The 17,085-nt window shown below is 65.9% G+C and carries 17 protein-coding genes; 2 read left to right on the forward strand and 15 right to left on the reverse strand.

The window, feature by feature from the left end:
* Positions 1-81 precede the first annotated feature (81 nt).
* The 7 genes from ACX80T_RS11505 to clpS form a co-directional block, all read right to left on the reverse strand.
* Positions 82-765 carry a DedA family protein gene (locus ACX80T_RS11505; protein ID WP_019481207.1) on the reverse strand — a complete coding sequence of 228 codons (684 nt, stop codon included), beginning with the start codon at positions 763-765 and terminating at the stop codon, positions 82-84.
* Positions 766-820: 55 nt separating this feature from the next.
* Positions 821-1,471, reverse strand: coding sequence for an RdgB/HAM1 family non-canonical purine NTP pyrophosphatase (rdgB, locus tag ACX80T_RS11510; RefSeq protein WP_019481206.1), 651 nt, complete (start codon positions 1,469-1,471; stop codon positions 821-823).
* A complete protein-coding gene (gene rph / locus ACX80T_RS11515) occupies positions 1,464-2,237 on the reverse strand; it encodes a ribonuclease PH (RefSeq protein ID WP_019481205.1) in 774 nt (257 codons plus the stop codon). Before rph ends, rdgB begins: the two co-directional genes overlap by 8 nt.
* Before the next feature lie 92 nt (positions 2,238-2,329).
* Entirely contained in the window at positions 2,330-3,133 is an 804-nt protein-coding gene (locus tag ACX80T_RS11520) for an MBL fold metallo-hydrolase (protein ID WP_459304479.1), read from the reverse strand.
* A gap of 2 nt (positions 3,134-3,135) precedes the next feature.
* The gene (gene murI / locus ACX80T_RS11525) at positions 3,136-4,065 is read right to left on the reverse strand and encodes a glutamate racemase (protein ID WP_019481203.1); all 930 of its coding nucleotides are present in this window, start codon (positions 4,063-4,065) and stop codon (positions 3,136-3,138) included.
* 97 nt (positions 4,066-4,162) lie between these two features.
* Entirely contained in the window at positions 4,163-4,723 is a 561-nt protein-coding gene (locus tag ACX80T_RS11530) for a DUF2017 domain-containing protein (protein ID WP_019481202.1), read from the reverse strand.
* A 37-nt stretch (positions 4,724-4,760) separates the two neighbouring features.
* Positions 4,761-5,069, reverse strand: coding sequence for an ATP-dependent Clp protease adapter ClpS (gene clpS / locus ACX80T_RS11535; RefSeq protein WP_019481201.1), 309 nt, complete (start codon positions 5,067-5,069; stop codon positions 4,761-4,763).
* 69 nt (positions 5,070-5,138) lie between these two features.
* Here clpS and ACX80T_RS11540 point away from each other — a divergent pair, with 69 nt between their 5' ends.
* Positions 5,139-6,488, forward strand: coding sequence for a nicotinate phosphoribosyltransferase (locus tag ACX80T_RS11540; RefSeq protein WP_019481200.1), 1,350 nt, complete (start codon positions 5,139-5,141; stop codon positions 6,486-6,488).
* Entirely contained in the window at positions 6,485-7,108 is a 624-nt protein-coding gene (locus tag ACX80T_RS11545) for an isochorismatase family protein (protein ID WP_019481199.1), read from the forward strand. Before ACX80T_RS11540 ends, ACX80T_RS11545 begins: the two co-directional genes overlap by 4 nt.
* Positions 7,109-7,169: 61 nt before the next feature.
* Here the strand turns inward: ACX80T_RS11545 and ACX80T_RS11550 are convergent, their stop codons facing one another.
* The 8 genes from ACX80T_RS11550 to ACX80T_RS11585 form a co-directional block, all read right to left on the reverse strand.
* Positions 7,170-8,951 carry a DEAD/DEAH box helicase gene (locus tag ACX80T_RS11550; protein ID WP_116778639.1) on the reverse strand — a complete coding sequence of 594 codons (1,782 nt, stop codon included), beginning with the start codon at positions 8,949-8,951 and terminating at the stop codon, positions 7,170-7,172.
* 14 nt (positions 8,952-8,965) lie between these two features.
* The gene (locus ACX80T_RS11555) at positions 8,966-10,432 is read right to left on the reverse strand and encodes an MFS transporter (protein ID WP_019481197.1); all 1,467 of its coding nucleotides are present in this window, start codon (positions 10,430-10,432) and stop codon (positions 8,966-8,968) included.
* An 83-nt stretch (positions 10,433-10,515) separates the two neighbouring features.
* Positions 10,516-10,830: a DUF3039 domain-containing protein gene (locus ACX80T_RS11560; RefSeq protein ID WP_019481196.1), complete on the reverse strand. Its 315-nt coding sequence runs from the start codon at positions 10,828-10,830 to the stop codon at positions 10,516-10,518.
* 49 nt (positions 10,831-10,879) lie between these two features.
* Complete coding sequence (gene nagB / locus ACX80T_RS11565; protein WP_019481195.1) at positions 10,880-11,662, reverse strand: glucosamine-6-phosphate deaminase; 783 nt, start codon at positions 11,660-11,662, stop codon at positions 10,880-10,882.
* A gap of 20 nt (positions 11,663-11,682) precedes the next feature.
* Positions 11,683-13,254 carry a transporter gene (locus ACX80T_RS11570; protein WP_459304481.1) on the reverse strand — a complete coding sequence of 524 codons (1,572 nt, stop codon included), beginning with the start codon at positions 13,252-13,254 and terminating at the stop codon, positions 11,683-11,685.
* Positions 13,236-14,048, reverse strand: a complete 813-nt coding sequence (locus ACX80T_RS11575; protein ID WP_459304482.1) for an ABC transporter ATP-binding protein — start codon at positions 14,046-14,048, stop codon at positions 13,236-13,238. Before ACX80T_RS11575 ends, ACX80T_RS11570 begins: the two co-directional genes overlap by 19 nt.
* An 87-nt stretch (positions 14,049-14,135) precedes the next feature.
* Positions 14,136-15,137, reverse strand: coding sequence for a co-chaperone YbbN (locus ACX80T_RS11580; protein ID WP_459304483.1), 1,002 nt, complete (start codon positions 15,135-15,137; stop codon positions 14,136-14,138).
* Between the two features lie 34 nt (positions 15,138-15,171).
* On the reverse strand, positions 15,172-16,884 hold the full coding sequence (locus ACX80T_RS11585; protein ID WP_459304484.1) for a hypothetical protein: 1,713 nt from the start codon (positions 16,882-16,884) through the stop codon (positions 15,172-15,174).
* Positions 16,885-17,085: the final 201 nt, after the last annotated feature.

Here is a 17,085-nt window from a genome sequence, read left to right on the forward strand (position 1 = left end):
AAGCACGCCTCGAACCCGCCACTGCCGCTCGGGCGATTGGGGACACTCGCCACAGCTGCACCATCGGCAGGAGGCCGTGTGTCAGGCCGGGTCCCGCTCAGCCCGATTGCGGCGAATCTTCAGGATCCGGCTGACCACAAAGTAGCCAAGGAATACGACGACGGCGGCGATCACGATTTTCTGGAACACGTCCGCATAGGCTTCGACAACGTGCCAGTTTTCCCCGAGGTAGAAACCGGCCAGCACGAAGATGCAGTTCCAGATGAGGCTTCCTGCGGTGGTGAGGGCAATGAATATCCAGATCGACATCCGCTCGATGCCCGCCGGGATGGAGACCAGACTGCGAAACAGCGGAATCATCCGGCCGAAGAACACTGCCTTGTAGCCGTGGCGGTCGAACCAGGCCTCTACGCGGTCCACATCCTCCAGATCGACCAGTGGGACCCGGGACACGATGGCTCGCATCCGGTCGCGTCCCAGCCAGGCGCCCAGCAGGTACAGGATCAGCGCACCGACCAGTGAGCCTGCGGTGGTCCAGAAGATGGCTTCGAACAGGGTGAAGCTACCCCGGCTTGCCGTGAAGCCCGCCAGCGGCAGGATGACTTCGCTGGGCAGTGGTGGAAAGAGGTTTTCCAGTGCGATCGCCAGACCGGCGCCGGGCGCGCCGATGGTTTCCATCATGGAAACGGCCCAATCGGAAATGCTGTCCAGCGCCGACCCGCCGCCGGTCGGGGTGGTCGGTGCTGTTTGCGAGGAAATAGTCATATCCTGACCAATTTTGCCCTACGAGCCTGGGCTTTGCTGGGAGCGGAGGCGGGATTCAGCGCAACGCTTCGATCAGGTGGGGCAGCAAAGCCTTGAAGGCTCTCGCGCGGTGGCTGATCGAATTCTTCTCCTCCGACGACAGCTCGGCACAACTCTCCTCACGGCCTGCCGGCTGCAGAATGGGGTCGTACCCAAATCCACCGGCTCCCCGGGGCTCGTTGAGGAGGGATCCCCTGAGCTCGCCCAGAGCCACCTGGGCGGTCCCATCCGGGAGGGCTACCGTGGCGGCGCAGACGAATGATGCGCCGCGCTGTGCCCCCGGTATGTCGGCGAGCTGGGCCAGGAGGAGCTGCAGGTTGGCCTCATCATCACCGTGGCGTCCTGCCCACCGTGCCGAAAAGATCCCCGGCGCACCGCCGAGCACGTCGACGGCGAGACCCGAGTCGTCGGCAACTGCCACCAGCCCGGTTGCCGCCGCCACCGCCCGCGCCTTGAGGAGGGAATTGGCTTCGAAGGTGGTGCCGCTTTCGACGACGTCGGGCGCGCCGGCTGTCGCAGCGTCAATAACCTGCGTATCAACGTCAAGACCAGGAACCTGGCCCCGCAGCAGTTCACGCAGTTCCCGGAGCTTGCCCGCGTTACGGGTGGCGAGCACCAGCCTGGGTGCTGCCACAGCCGGTCGACCGTTCCCGGTGTTCTCAGACACCGGCACCCTCACCAAGGATGTCGAGCTGGATCTGGGTCAGCTGGGAAGTGCCGAGCAGGGCCAGGTCAAGGAGTGCGTCGAGCTCGTCACGATCAAACGGTGCACCCTCGGCGGTGCCCTGGACCTCCACGAACTTGCCGCTGCCAGTGACCACCACGTTCATGTCCGTTTCCGCGCGGACGTCCTCGACGTAGGGCAGGTCAAGCATGGGCACGCCGTCGATGATTCCGACGCTGACCGCGGCGACCGTGTCGATGAGGGGCTGCGCCGACGCGGCGATGAGCTTGTTTTCCTTGGCGTAGCGGATTGCTTCGGCCAACGCCACGTAGGCGCCCGTGATCGCTGCAGTGCGGGTGCCGCCGTCGGCCTGGAGTACGTCACAGTCCAGCACAATGGTGGTCTCCCCCAGCGCCTTCGTGTCAATGATGGAGCGCAAAGACCGCCCGATCAGACGGGAAATCTCGTGGGTGCGGCCCCCAATTTTGCCCTTGACCGATTCGCGGTCCGATCGGGTATTGGTGGCGCGGGGAAGCATGGCGTACTCAGCCGTGACCCAGCCCTTGCCCTCGCCCTTGAGCCAGCGGGGTACGCCCTGGGTCAGTGATGCGGTGCAGAGGACACGGGTGTTGCCGAACTCGATGAGTGCCGACCCTTCGGCCTGGTTGGACCAGCCGCGGGTGATGCTGATGGGTCGGAGCTGGTCCGGGGTGCGGCCGTCCGCCCGGAGGATGGCAGCGATGGGCGAGGAAGTGTCTGCTGGAGTCATGGGCTTAAGTCTACGGGCCGGCGGAAAAGTGGCCGAGCCGCAAGTGCGCTGTTGGGCAACCACTCGTGTGCGGGGGCGGTACTTTTTTGGCGTCAGATCTCGTAGGAAACGCCAGCAACCGCGACGGCGAGATCCCCACGGTAGCTGGTCCTGGCCTCCTCGATGGTCCTGTTGGCGTCATTCCACACCGGGATGTGGGTGAGCAGCAACCGGTCCGACGACGCCGCTGCCGCCACCTGCCCGGCCCGCCGGCCGGTAAGGTGGACGCCCTCAATCGCGTCGTCGCGGCCCTCGTGGAACGCCGCCTCGCACAGGAAAACATTGGACCCGGCGGCGGCCTCGATCAGGCCGTCGCAGGCATCCGTATCGCCGGAGTAGGTCAACACCCGGGGCGGGTCGCCGGGATTGTCGCCCGCGACCTCGACGCGCAGGGCATACGCCTCCTCGACCGGGTGCAGCACCGGGTACGGCGTGACGGTGAAGGGCCCCAGGGTGACGGCGGCGCGGGATTTCCAGATCTGGAAGTCGAAGTCCTCATGCATGCCGGGGTCGAGGTCCAGCCCGTAGGCGGTCGCCATCCGGTCGGCGGTACCCGCGGGGCCCCACACCGGGATCCGCGGCCGGTGCCAGCCGTTGGGATCCCAGTGCACCGCAACGTGCAGACCGCAGAGATCCATGCAGTGGTCGGGGTGCAGATGGCTGAGGAACACTGCATCAATATCGCGCAGGTCCATGTAACGCTGCAGCGCGCCCAGGGCGCCGTTGCCGAGATCGAGGAGGATCCGCCAGGTCCGGGTGCTGTCGCCGTCGGGCACCGTCGCGGTCACCAGGTAGCACGACGCCGGCGATTGGGGGCCAGGAAACGACCCGCTACAGCCCACGATGGTCAGCTTCATGGCTAGGAGTTCCCCCTCGCATCGGCGCGCGCAGTGGCGATCATCTCCGGGGTGATCCTGGCCATACTTCCGGTGGGATACTGGGCGGCCACATGGTCGACGTGTTCTACGCTGAGGACCTCGGGTCCCAGGAACCGGCGGGCCAGCTCACCGAACCGCTGGGCGTCGCCGGTGGCGACGAAGTGGTGCCTGGGCTGAGCCTCCCCCACCCGCTCCAGGTCGTGGGAGATCAGCGCACGATAGACATCCTTCGCGGTTTCCTCGGCGCTTGAGACGAGTGTGACCGCATCCCCCATCACATAGGAGATCGCCCCGGTCAGCAGGGGGTAATGGGTGCACCCCAACACCAGCGTGTCCACTCCCGCCTCCTTCAGCGGCTGCAGGTACCGCTGGGCGGTCGAGAGGAGTTCAGGACCCGAGGTGATCCCAGCTTCGACAAATTCGACGAACTCGGGACAGGCGGCTGAGGTGATGGACAGGTGCGGAGCGGCGGCGAAGGTGTCCTCGTAGGCGCGGGAGCCCACCGTGGCTGAGGTGCCGATCACCCCGATCCTCCCGCTCCGGGTTGCAGCGACGGCCCGCCGGACCGCTGGCTGGATCACCTCGATCACCGGGATGCCGTAGCGGGCGGTGTAGCGTTCGCGGGCGTCACGGAGCACGGCCGCTGACGCGGAGTTGCAGGCAATAACCAGGAGTTTGACGCCTGAATCCACCAGCTCATCCATTACGCCCAGCGCGTGGGCGCGAACCTTGGCAATGGGCAACGGGCCGTAGGGGCCGTGAGCGGTGTCGCCGACGTAGAGAATCGACTCGCGCGGGAGCTGGTCAATCACGGCGCGCGCAACTGTCAGCCCACCGACGCCCGAATCGAAAATGCCGATCGGGGCCTCGGTTCGCTTCACTGCTGAAAAATCGCCCGGGACGGAGGTCATAACCTACCGACCATAAGACCTGTCACCGGGATTAGACGAACCCGACGCCAGTGGAATTAGTCACAGCCTTCGACCACAGCGGCGCAGCAGGCCTCGTTCACTTGTCTTTCAGCCCAAACAGGGCCTGGACCAGTGACTCCTGAAGCCAGCTCGCAAAGTTGTACACCAGCGCCAGGTAGGTCTCGACGTCGTCGGCGTCGGCGACGTCGTCAATGTTGTGAAGGCGGGCCGCGTCCTCGTCGGTTTCGATCTTCAGCCGGTCCGCGAGGACCAGCCGGACGTCGTTGAGCGCCCGGGCCATCAGCCGGGCCTGCTCGGCGGTGAGGGTCAGCGGGCTGGACTCCAGCAGCAGGGCACTGCCGCGCAGGGTGCCGATCTTGTCCTCGCGGAGGGACCGTTCGGTCAGCCGGCGGAATTCCAGCGCCTCGCCGTCGTCGTTCCGGACCGCATCCGGCAGCAACCTTCTCACGGCGCTGTCTGAGGGGGTGACCGCGGTGCTATCCACGCCGACCATGGCGGCGAGCGGATCGGCATTGGCTGGCTCGGCGGGCTCCAGCAGTTCGATGATGTCCTCGAACAGCTTGCGCAGCAGCTGCCGCTCCCCCGGATCCAGGGTGCCGATGATCCCACGACGGGTTGCCTTGAATGCCTTGGCCAAGAATTCTCCTTAACGCACAGTTACTGGGTAGCTCGCCTCAGGGGGCGTCGGACTTCTGGAACGTCGCCCAGAGTCCGTAGGAATGCATGGCCAGCGTGTCCCGCTCGGCCTCTTCCCGGCTGCCACCGGCGACCACCGACTTACCCGCCTCGTGGACTTCCATCATGAGCTTGTTCGCCTTGGCTTCGCTGTACCCGAAATAGGTCTGGAACACGTAGCTGACATAACTCATGAGATTGACCGGATCATTCCAGACGATCACTACCCACGGGATATCACTAGCGGTCAGCTGGTCGGTGTCCGTTTCCTCGAGCCGTTCGGTGTCCGGAGCGGTGCCAACAGTCATAGCACCATTGTAGAACGCAGGTCGGGTGACAGGATTCCGGTTGTGTCGGCGCCCAAACGGGTTAGAGTCGTGACTGTGAGCCCCACCAACTCCGCCCCGGTCGTCAGCACCCGGGCCAGCACCGCCCTGTATACGGACCACTACGAGCTGACCATGCTTCAGGCCGCCCTGCATTCCGGGGCTGCGCACCGGAAATCGGTTTTCGAAGCTTTCGCACGGCGCCTCCCGGAGGGCCGACGCTATGGGGTGGTGGCCGGAACGGGACGCCTGCTGGAGAGCCTCGAAAACTTTCGCTTCGGCACTGAACAGCTGGACCACCTGTCAGCGGCCGGAGTGGTGGACACCCTCACTCTTGACTGGCTGGCCGACTTCCGCTTCGGCGGGAACGTCTGGGGTTATGCCGAGGGCGAGGCGTACTTCCCGCACTCCCCCATCCTGATCGTTGAGGGAACCTTCGCCGAGGCCTGCATCCTGGAAACCCTGGTGCTCTCCATCCTCAACCACGACTGCGCGATTGCCTCGGCCGCGTCACGGATGACCGGGGCGGCCGGCAGCCGTCCCTGCATCGAGATGGGGTCGCGCCGCACCCAGGAGGAGGCTGCGGTGGCCGCCGCGCGGGCGGCCATCATTGGGGGTTTCGCCAGCACCTCCAACCTCGAGGCCGGTCGGAGGTACGGCGTGAAGACCGTCGGCACCGCAGCCCACTCCTTCACCCTGCTGCACGACACGGAGCGGGATGCCTTCGCCGCCCAGGTCGCCACGCTGGGCGCCGGAACATCGCTGCTGGTGGACACGTACGACGTCGAACGCGGCGTCCGGACCGCCGTCGAGGTGGCTGGACCGGAGCTGGGTGCGGTGCGGCTGGATTCGGGCGACCTCGTGGCCCAGGCCCGCTGGGTCCGTCAGCTGCTCGATGACCTGGGCAACCACAACACCCGGATTGTGGTCACCTCGGATCTCGACGAGTTTGCGATTGGCTCCCTCGCCTCCGCTCCCGTGGATTCCTACGGCGTCGGCACCTCACTGGTCACCGGTTCGGGCGCCCCGACCGCGGGCCTGGTCTACAAACTGGTGAGCCGGACCGATGACGACGGCGAATTCGTTTCAGTAGCGAAGTCAGCACTGAACAAGGCCTCGCGCGGCGGGCGCAAATACGCACTCCGCCGCCTCAACGACGCGGGCATCGCCACAACCGAGGTGGTGGGAATTGGCCGCTCGCCTCACGACGACGGAAACGACCGGCCGCTGCTGCAGCAATTTGTCAGCGACGGCGACATCCTGCCCGGCTGGACCGGGGCCGATGCGGTGCGCCGCGCCGTCGAACACCACCGGTCGTCCATGACCGAACTGCCGGGCTCGGTCATGCGACTGCAGCGCGGAGAACCCGCCATCCCCACCGAATACGAGGAGGAACCATGACCCGCGCCCTGATCATTGTCGACGTCCAGAACGATTTCTGTGAAGGTGGGTCGCTAGCCGTCGACGGCGGCGCCGACCTCGCCTCCCTGCTCAGCGACTTCATCGACGAGCAGGGCGGGGAGTTCGATCACATTGTCGCCACCCAGGACTGGCACATCGACCCTGGAGCCCACTTTTCACAGACCCCCGATTTCCTCCACTCCTGGCCGGTCCACTGCGTCGCCGACAGCAAGGGATCACGGTTCCACCCGGACCTGGATACCGAGAATGTCGAAGCAGTCTTCCGGAAAGGCCAGTTCGAGGCGGCGTACTCGGGCTTTGAGGGCGTCCTCGCCCCCGAAGACGAGGTTCCCACCGGCGAGCAGAAGCTCGGCGCCCTGGCTGAGGGGTCGACAGAAGACCCGGTGACACTCGATGACTGGCTCCGTGAGCGGGAGGTCGATGAGGTGGCAGTGGTTGGCCTCGCCACCGACTTCTGCGTCAAGGCAACCGCCCTGGACGCTGTAGCGGCCGGCTACACCACCTCGGTCCTGGTCCGCTACACCCGCGGGGTCCACCCCGACGGCGTCGAGACTACCCTCGAGGAACTCGAAGAAGCCGGCGTCGAACTGGTCGAGTAGGACCTGGCCTTCGCTGCCGCGCGCTCAGGTCCCTCACCCCTCGCGGTAGTGCACCGGGCGGCTATTTCCGGCCGATGAACCAGTCCTGCAACTTCTTCAGCCGCCGCTGGAGCTGATCCTCGTTGGCCTGTGCCACGGCCGGACCGCCGCAGGCCTTCCTCAGCTCGGTGTGCACCACACCGTGGGGCATGCCGGAGCGTGCCGACCAGGCTGATACGTTCTTGGCGAGCTCACCCCGTAGTTCTGTGAGTAGCCGGTGATCAACGACCAGCGGCTCGGGGGCTGGCGCCACCGCGACGCCCTTGCGTCCCCGCCGGGTCTGTTGTTCCTGCTGGCGTTGGCGCAGCAAAACTCCCACCTGGTCAGCGTCGAGCAGCCCCGGAATGCCGAGGAAATCCTGTTCATCCTCGCTGCCCATTTCGCCGCCGGTACCGAACTCACCGCCGTCGAAAAGAACCCGGTCAAAGGACGCCTGGGATTCAAGCGCCTCGAACTTCTGCTTGGTCAGTTCGTCGGAGGCTTTCTCGGCACGGTTCGCCTCCTCCATCAACGCTTCCTCGGGGGCGAATCCGTCCTCGTCAGTCGCCGGACGGTCCAGGGCATGGTCACGCTCAAGTTCCAGCTGGTTGGCGAGGATCATCAGGTTCGGCACCGATGGCAGGAAGACCGAAGCGGTCTCTCCCCGGCGTCGGGCACGCACAAAGCGTCCCACCGCCTGGGCGAAAAACAGCGGCGTCGCTGTCGAGGTTGCGTAGACCCCGACGGCGAGCCTCGGTACGTCAACGCCTTCGGAGACCATCCGGACCGCTACCATCCAGCGCTGCTCGCCAGCCGAGTACTCCTCGATCTTCTCCGACGCCTTCGCATCATCCGAGAGAATCACTACCGGTGATTCGCCGGTGATCTTCTTGAGCAGGCCAGCATAGGCCCGGGCGTCGTCGTGGTCGGTGGCGATCACCATGCCGCCGGCGTCGGATACCGTCCGCCGCACCTCGGAGAGCCGCTTGTCGGCCGCGGCGAGGACCGCCGGGATCCACTCGCCGGTGGGGTTCAGCGCCGTCCGCCAGGCATGAGCGGTGATGTCCTTGGTGACTGACGCTTCGCCGAGCGAAGCCGCCATCTCCTCGCCGGCACTGGTGCGCCACCGCATCTGGCCCGAGTAGGCCATGAAAATGACAGGCCGCACCACGTGGTCCCGCAGGGCCTCGCCGTAGCCGTAGGTGTAATCGGACTTGGAGCGTCGAATACCGTCGGCGTCGGCCGCGTACTCGACGAAAGGGATGGCCGCCGTGTCCGAACGGAACGGCGTCCCGGTGAGCGCCAGCCGCCTGGTCGCCGGTTCGAAGGCTTCACGAATACCGTCACCCCAGGACAGGGCATCGCCACCGTGATGAATCTCATCCAGGATGACGAGGGTCCTGGCGGCTTCGGTCTTGGCACGGTGCAGCATCGGCTTGCTGGCCACCTGGGCGTAGGTCACTGCCACGCCGATGAAACCCTGACCGTGACGGCCGTCAGCGTTCCGGAAGTTGGGGTCGATCGCCAGGCCAATCCGCGCCGCGGCGTCAGCCCACTGCCGCTTCAGGTGGTCGGTCGGCGCGACGATAGTGATCCGGTTGATGGTGCCGCGTTCCACGAGCTCGGTGGCAACCCGCAGCGCGAAAGTGGTTTTACCCGCGCCCGGGGTGGCAACGGCGAGGAAATCCTGTGGGCCGGTGGCAAAGTACTTGGCGAGCGCCTGCTCCTGCCACTGCCGGAGTTTCGGCGCCGTACCCCACGCCGCGCGTTCCGGGTAGGCCGGTGGCAGCGATGCACCTGTGGCAGGGGCAACGCCGAAGAGCATGTTATTACTCACGCTTAAGAAGAGACCTTTCCATGCCTGTCTGTGTCTGGGTGGGGACTAGCCGGCTCATCGGAGGATCCCAGCACCGCCCTCGAACCGGCAACTATACCGGCAACCGCGAAGAGGCACAGAGCCAGCCAGATCGCAACAAACACGCCCACCTGTCCCGGGTTCGACGGGTCACGTAACAGGGCGAAAAGCCCTCCCGCGATGGTGCTTCCGACCACCCCACCCATCTGGTCGCTGAGTTGCAGCGAGGAGGAGTTTTTCCCCCGCTCCTCTGCCGGTGAGAGCTTCAGGACCAGCACCGAGGTGCTCGACAGGGTCATTCCCATGGCAAAACCGGCAAGGGTCCACACCACCACCAGAACCCAGAAGGGCACCGTCGGAACCGAGACCAGTGCCAGTCCGCCGACGCTGGTCGACAGGATCGACGCCCCAAGGACCAGCAGCCACTGTCGGCGGAAGGTGACACGAGCCTGCACAAAGGCCCCCGCACTCCACCCCAGGGCGCCGGCGCTCAGGGTGAGGCCGGCGGTCGCCTCATTCATGCCACGCGATGTCACCAGCATCAGGGGAAGGAACGCCTCGGCGCCGAAGAACGCGGCGGTGACCAGGCCGCGGGTGGCGATGATGCTCGGCAACCCTCGGGCGAGCCGCACTGTCCCCTTCGGCAGCAGGCGGGGGAAGGTCAGCGCTGCGACGGCGACGCCCCCGGCGGCGAGGAGCAGGAGCACTATTGACCCGGCGCTGTCCCCCAGGCCCTGCGCTGCGAGCCGGTTGATGGCGAATTGGGCGGCCAGCACGCCGCCGGCAAGGGCCATCCCGGTCAGGGACCGCCGTCGTCCGTCACCGCGGTTACCGGCACCTGGCTCGGGGGTTGTCAGTGACGCGGTTTTCGGCCAGACCATGACAAACGCTGCCAGGACAATCGGCACGACCCCCAGGAACACCCAGCGCCAGGTGAACTCCTCCGCCAGGTAGCCAGCCACGGCGGGTCCAATCAGGGACGGCAGCACCCAGGCCGCGGATAACCACCCGAAGATCACTGGCTGGCGATGCTGGGGGTAGGCTCCTCCGATGATGACGTAGACAGCCACCACCATGAAACCGCCCCCCAGCCCCGACACTGCCCGGCCCGCAGTAACCAGCCAGAATTCGCCCGCGGCACCTGAGACCAGCAGACCCGCGATCATCAGCGTCAGGCCGACGGCGAGCGCGGGGCGGGGACCTACCCTGTCGCACCAGGTACCGGCAATGACGGTGCCCAGCAACGACGCTGTCAGATACATCGAGAAGGCCAGCCCGTAGCCGGACACCCCACCGAGTTCCTCGACCACCGCAGGCATGGCAGTGGTGACCGCCATCGCCTCGAAAGCGGCGCAGGTGATGATGGAAATGATCCCGATGGTCAGGGGGCGCAGGCTGGCTGGCTGCCCGGTAGCGGGCTCTGCCGTGTTCGGGGCGGGGCGATCTGTCATGAATCCTTAGTCAACCTACGACTTGGTCAGCCCGCGACGAAGCGGCGGTGCCGCGCCGACACCTAGCTCGACTGCGCCGGCACCTATTTGTCCTTGTCGTCCTTGCCCGGACGCATTCCGTTGTAAATGTCTTTGCACTCGGGGCAGACCGGAAACTTCTGGGGGTCACGGCCCGGTGTCCAGACCTTGCCGCACAGCGCGATCACCGGGTCCCCGGACAGCGCGGACTCCATGATCTTTTCCTTGCGCACGTAGTGCGCAAGGCGTTCGCGGTCGCCGGGTTCCAGTTCCTCGCGGAGCTCTTCGCGCTCCAGCGTCGCGGTGGACCCTGAGCGTTGGGGGTCGCTCCGCGGGTCGCTGCGGGGGTCATTGTCATAGGGATCTGCAGGCGTACTCATGGTTTCCATCCTATCGTTGCTCAGGTCGTCCAGCCTGTCGCGGGGTCGGCTAGATTCCCTGCCAGGCAGGCTTGTTCGCGTAAGTATGGCGATAGTAATCCGCTAGTTTCAACCCAGAAGCGGCGGCCTCATCGATGAGAACGGTGGTGTGGGGATGCATTTGCAGAACGGATGCCGCGCAGATGGCGGCTACCGGCCCCTCCACGAAGTCGTGGACCGCCCGGGCTTTCTGCGCCCCGGTGGCGATCAGCACCACGTGGCGCGCGTCCATGATGGTGCCCAACCCCTGGGTCACCACGTGGTGCGGCACCTCGTCAATGCTGTCGAAGAAGCGGGCGTTGTCCTTCCGGGTCTGATCGATCAGGCTCTTGATCCGCGTCCGTGATGCCAGGGAACTGCCCGGTTCGTTGAAGCCGATATGCCCGTCCGTACCTACCCCGAGTAGTTGAAGATCGACTCCCCCGGCCTCCCGGATAGCCTGCTCAAAGGCGGCGCACGCGGCGGGAATGTCGTCTGCGGCACCGTCGGGGCCATGGACGTTGTCCGGGTGAATGTCGATCCGGTTCGTGAACTCCCGCCGAATCACCTCCCGGTAGGACTCCGGGTGGCCAACAGGTAGCCCCACATATTCGTCCAGGGCGAAGCCGTGGACGTCGGCGAAGCTCAACGAACCAGTGTGGTGCCGGCGTGCGAGCTCGTCATACACCCCGAGCGGGGAGGAACCAGTGGCGAGGCCCAGCACCGCGTTCGGCTTGCGTCGAACCAGGTCCTCGATCGCGTCGGCTGCCACAGCTGCAATGGCCGCTTGATCAGGGAGGATTACTACTTCCATCAGCTGTCCTATCGTCTGAGCTATTTGTTGACGGCCACTGCCTGCAGCAGTTCGGGGGCCCTCCGGTCGTACCACTGTCCGCCCAGCTTCACGCCGCCCATCAGCAGCGCGGCACCCAGGACGCAACCAACTACCAGCGTAAGCCAACCGAAGACGCTGTTGCCGGTGACAAAGTAGGCGATGGCGAGTCCGAGTTCCGGCAGCACCAGCGCGGTGAGGACCAGCCAGCCAATAATCTGGACTGCGAACATGGAGAATCCGGTTCCCGGCGGTGTTTTCAGCGGGCTCTCGCCCGGGAGCGGCACATTGTAGGTGTACCGGGCGGAGACCACGCTGGAGAACCCGATCCCGGTCAGCAGGACACCCACCGACAGGCCCAGCATCACCGGCAACTGCTCAAGGCTGCCGGAAATCCACAGCGGACCCACGGTGAAGACCAGCATCGCGGGGGCAGCGATCACAGCTACCGCCAAGGCGCGGCCCGCCCGGTCTGCCCACCCGCTCACCCCGGTGGAAAGGTGCAGCCAGAACGCCGTGTTGTCATAGGAAATGTCGGCCGAAATGGACCAGGCGAGGAGGAACGCGATGATCGGGCCCACGAAATTCAGCGTGGTGAAGTCCCCGGACTGGTAGGCGAAAAACAGCATGAGAAGCGGGACCAGCGGGACAATCACGATGGACCCGAGGTAACGGGGATCCCGCGCCCAGTAGGTCAAGGCGCGGGCGGCAACTGCCCCGGTGGGAGTCGCCGGAAACCGGCTGAAGAAGCCCAGGTTGCCTGCCGCTTTTCGGGTCACCGCGTTGTGGGCAGGCGTCACCAACGCCCGGGCCAGGCTGAGCTGCCAGAGCCAGGCCAGCAGGGCGAGGGTAGCGACGCCGAAGGCGAACCGCAGCGCGGCGGTGAGGTAGGCGCCGTCGGCCACGTCCGCCGGAACCGCCCAGAAGACACCCAGCGGCGTCCACCCCAGGATGGCCGCCAGCTCGCCGGCAAATCCGACCGACTGTTCAAACCCGGCCGCTATCCCGGCGATGATGGGCCCCAGCAGGATGATCGGCACCAGCACCACCATGGAGCTGACATCCTTGAACGTGCGCGACGAGGTCAGCGACATGACTGCCGTGGCCGCCAACCGTGAGGCCACGACACACAACAGGGTGGCCAGAATAGCGCACACCACCGCCACCACTGCTGCGGCAGGGTAGAGCCGCCAAGTACCAACCTGACCGAGCGCGGCAAGTAAGGTGATGATCCCCGGGATGCCGATGACCGCGCCCAGCGCGAGCCCGGCGATCAGTTGCGGCATCGGGACGGCGAAGGTAACGAACCGCGCTGGGTCGAGGGTCATATCGATGCCCGAAGAGACCATCGGCACCACAATCCAGCCGAGCACGACTGCTGACCCGGCAATCACCACTACGTTGCGAATAATCTCCGGTTCAGCGGTACCAAAGGCAAACAGCACCAGGGTCAGCAGGCCCAGCATTCCCAGACCGTACAGGCCGCCCAGGATCACGCCGATCAGTGCCCAGGTGCTGCGTTTGAGGGAGTTCCGCAGGAGGGTGAGTTTGAGCCTTAGGAGGTGCGCAACCATGTGAGTCCCTCCGCGGTGTTGCGTCCGCCCACCAGTTCCACGAACCGGTCCTCGAGGCTGGAGTCCCCGCGCACTTCATCGACGGTGCCGGCGGCCAGGACTGTGCCGGCAGCGATCACCGCAACGTGGTCGCACATCCGCTGGACCAGGTCCATGACGTGGCTGGAGACGATGACTGAACCGCCGGAGCTGACATAGCTGTTCAGGATGTCGCGGATGTTGGCTGCCGATACCGGGTCCACCGATTCGAACGGCTCATCGAGGACCAGCAGGGACGGCGCGTGGATCAGCGCCGAGGCCAGGGCGATCTTTTTGGTCATGCCGGCCGAGTAATCGACCACCAGGGTGCCGGCGTCGTCAGTCAGGTCGAGCGCACGGAGCAGGTCCGCGACCCGCTCCGCCACCGTGTCGCGGTCCATACCGCGCAGCAGGCCCGCGTAGGTCACCAACTGTTCCCCGGTCAACCGGTCGAACAGCCGCACCCCGTCGGGGAGAATCCCCATCAGCTTCTTCGCCTCGAGCGGCCGAGCCCACACGTCCACGCCATGCACCCACACCTGGCCGTAGTCCGGGCGCAGCAAACCCGTGGCCATCGACAGCGTCGTGGTCTTGCCAGCGCCGTTCGGGCCCACCAGTCCGTAAAACGAACCGGTGGGGACATCCAGGTCGACGCCGTTCACGGCGATCTTTTCGCCAAAACGTTTGGCGAGTCCCCGGATCACCAGCGCCGGGCTCTCCGGAAAAGCGGGACCGCCGGCTGGGCCCGGGGACAAAGGCATAGATGGTGTGCTCATCCCTCCACGCTAGCAACGTCAAGAGAGACCCATCGTCATCCAAAGGGACGAATTACCGCCCACAGGCTCCGTCCGGCGGATGAAAATCTAGAACAGGGCGCGTGCCAGTGCTCCCCGCGCCTTGGTGACGCGCGGGTCGCTGATCCCGACGACGTCGAACAGGTCAATCAATCGCACCCGGGCAACTTCGCGGGGTTCCCCCGCGGTCCGTCCAATGAACGAGACGATCCTGGCGAACGCGTCCTCGACGTGGCCTCCCGAAATGTCCAGGTCCGCGACGGCGAGCTGGCTCTCCACCGAGTCGGGCTCGTCGGCTCCGCGCTGCCGGATCGTCTCGGCGTCGACATCCTTGAGCCGCTGCATCAGTTCCACCTGGGCCAGCCCAGCTTTCGCCTCGGCGTCTGCTGGTTGCTCTGCCAGGGCCTGCCGGTAGGCGGCGGCGGCAGCGGGGTAGTCACCGGCCTCGATGGCATCGAAGGCGGCCTGATGCAGGGGCGGCAGCGGCGGCTCTTCGGGAGCGGCCTCCTCGCCGTCGGCACCTTCCCGCAGCGACCCTGAGACGCCGTTCGAGCCCGCCACTTTCAGCAATTCGTCAATGAAGGACCGGATCTGGGCTTCGGGCAGCGCGCCCTCGAACAGCGGCACCGGCTGACCCTTCAGGACCGCCACCACGGTGGGCACCGTCTGTGCCTGGAAGGCCTGGGCTATCTGGGGTTGCGTCTCGACGTCGACCTTGGCCAGCAGCAGCCGACCGTCATTTTCGACCGTCACCGCTTCCAGCACCGCTGTGACGCGGGACGATTCTTCGCTCCAGGAAGCCCTCAGATCCACGATCACCGGAACCTGCGATGACAGCTGAACCAGCTGAGGGAAGCTCTGCTCGGTGACCTCAACGACGTAGGGGCTGCCTGCCCCTGCGCTGGCGGCTCCGGGTGCCGAATCCGCCGGGGGTGCTGCGGGGGCGGGGGTCCCGCCCTGCTGGGCGGTCCGTGCGGCGTCGGCCCGTGCCTTCAAAGCCGACAGATCCACGGCTCCGTGCAGGTTCATTGACGACGGCGGGAGGGGCCCGCGGTTGGTTGGAATACTCATGGTTCCGCCTTTCAAGGGTGGTCTCTGGTGGAAGTTACCGAAGTTCGGCGGAGAGCAACTGCTGGGCGGCACCGATGACCCGGATGCGCTCATCGCTGCCGGCAGGCGGTACATACATCATTACCGCTTCGCCATACCGCACGTCGATGCCCTCGTCGGTTGAGGTTTCGCCGGTCAGCGACTCGTAAACGGTGCCGTCGAGGTCGATCGAATCACCGGCGCCGCGCGGGACGCTGGAATAGGTGTGGTTCAGGTAGCCGAAGACCATCGCGCCGCCGTCGCTGGTGGACAGGGCGTGCGTGAAGTCCTGCTCGGACTCATGCACGAAGGTAATGTCGGCAGAGTCGTTACCCGGATCGGCGACGACGTCGGCCTGGAACGAGGTGATGGCATCCGCAAAGGAATTAGCCTCGAAGGTTTCGGCGTTGTCGCCGTCGGGCTCCGACAGGAAGTCGGCGATCGCGTCCATCGCGTCCTGGGGGGCTAACGCAAGCTCACCTGCGACGTCGACCGGTACCTCGGCTACCCCTGCGGCACCGTCGGAGGCCGGGAAGGTGGTGCCGGGCAGCATCTGGATTGCGGCGCTGAGCTGGTAGTTCGACCGGGGGTCGGCCTGGACCAGGACCAGTGCGTGCGGCACCGGGTTCTCGTCGGACTGGGTCAGGGCGACGACGGTGCGGGGCCAGCTGGTCTCCGATGAAACCATTGTGGTCAGGACGGGCTCGGCAGCCACCGGAGTGGGCTCCGGGACGTCACTGGCCTGGGACCGGACGTCATAGTTGGCGGTCCGGAGCGCCAGGGCCGCCTCGGCGACCCGCGGCTCAAGCAGCTCCGCATCGGATGCCGCGTCACCTTCCGCAACGACAGTCGCCACCGAGGCCAGAATTCGTTCCAGCTGGCTTTCCAGCAGTACGGGTGGGGCCGGTTCGTCGGCCGCTTCGGAAGTCGCTGACGCGGTAGAGCTCGGGTCCGAACTTGGATCCGGGCTCGGGATTGAACTTGGATCGGAGGTGCTGGCGTGAGCCAGCCCGGCGCCCGAGACGGTCAGCCCTGCAACGACGACGGCCACCCCGAAGGATGCTCCGCCTGCCCGCTTCGGCTTCTTCCGGGTTTCCATGCGGCGCTGGTGGGCTCGCGAGCCCTCGGCAGCGGGCCGGTTGCGCTTTGGTGTGACAAAGAAGAGGGCAATCCCCAGCACGATGGCAAGCGCACCGATCACAATCAGGGGCACCGCCCAGCCGGTGGTCGCCTCGTTCGGCCAGGTGACCGAGATGTCGGTGGGTGCCGGGTTCTCACCGTCGGCTGCCAGGAGGATTGACCAATCGCCCTCGGCCGGATCGAGCCAGCGGTAGGTCACACTGCCATCGGCGGTTTCCTCGCTGGTCCAGAGATCGGAGCCACTGGGGTTCGGGACCGTCTCTTCACCCTCGGTGAACGTGGTTTCCAGGCCCTCCTCGGCAATGGCGGTCACCCGCAGGTGCGCGGCGTCGCCCACCCAGGCGTCGACATCCCCGGCACGTCCGACGGCGAGCGTGAAGGTACCTTCGCTGCGCACCGTAATGTCGACGTCGTCTGCGTCTGGAGCCTTCGCACCGGCATCGATCACGGTGACCGGGCCGGCCTCGGACCCCGCGGGGACGGAGGCCGTCACGGTTTCCGGCGGGGACCAGAACGTGAGCTGGCCGATGCCCAGGAGCATCAGCAGCGCACCGATCACCAAAGCGGGGACTGCAATCTTCAAACGCACTCAGATACCTATCGTTGCTCGTGCGCAGCACGGCCGCGCGTCAGGCGCCGACGGAGGTCCGACGACGCGATGTCTTGTGCAATACCTTGATCTAACGTCCCATCGTAACGAACTTCGGCCCCGCGGCGGGATTTTTATGGAGGTGGTCACTCTCGGCATGCGCGCAGACCTGGCGCACGACGTCGGGTCCCCGGCCCGACA

Source organism: Arthrobacter sp. Sr33 (genome assembly GCF_054511195.1).

Coding starts and splice junctions, on each gene's coding strand:
- ACX80T_RS11505 (WP_019481207.1), bottom strand. CDS start 765: ATGACTATTTCCTCGCAAACAGCACCGACCACCCCGACCGGCGGCGGG.
- rph (WP_019481205.1), bottom strand. CDS start 2,237: ATGACTCCAGCAGACACTTCCTCGCCCATCGCTGCCATCCTCCGGGCG.
- ACX80T_RS11520 (WP_459304479.1), bottom strand. CDS start 3,133: ATGAAGCTGACCATCGTGGGCTGTAGCGGGTCGTTTCCTGGCCCCCAA.
- murI (WP_019481203.1), bottom strand. CDS start 4,065: ATGACCTCCGTCCCGGGCGATTTTTCAGCAGTGAAGCGAACCGAGGCC.
- clpS (WP_019481201.1), bottom strand. CDS start 5,069: ATGACTGTTGGCACCGCTCCGGACACCGAACGGCTCGAGGAAACGGAC.
- ACX80T_RS11545 (WP_019481199.1), top strand. CDS start 6,485: ATGACCCGCGCCCTGATCATTGTCGACGTCCAGAACGATTTCTGTGAA.
- ACX80T_RS11550 (WP_116778639.1), bottom strand. CDS start 8,951: ATGCTCTTCGGCGTTGCCCCTGCCACAGGTGCATCGCTGCCACCGGCC.
- ACX80T_RS11555 (WP_019481197.1), bottom strand. CDS start 10,432: ATGACAGATCGCCCCGCCCCGAACACGGCAGAGCCCGCTACCGGGCAG.
- ACX80T_RS11560 (WP_019481196.1), bottom strand. CDS start 10,830: ATGAGTACGCCTGCAGATCCCTATGACAATGACCCCCGCAGCGACCCG.
- nagB (WP_019481195.1), bottom strand. CDS start 11,662: ATGGAAGTAGTAATCCTCCCTGATCAAGCGGCCATTGCAGCTGTGGCA.
- ACX80T_RS11570 (WP_459304481.1), bottom strand. CDS start 13,254: ATGGTTGCGCACCTCCTAAGGCTCAAACTCACCCTCCTGCGGAACTCC.
- ACX80T_RS11575 (WP_459304482.1), bottom strand. CDS start 14,048: ATGAGCACACCATCTATGCCTTTGTCCCCGGGCCCAGCCGGCGGTCCC.
- ACX80T_RS11580 (WP_459304483.1), bottom strand. CDS start 15,137: ATGAGTATTCCAACCAACCGCGGGCCCCTCCCGCCGTCGTCAATGAAC.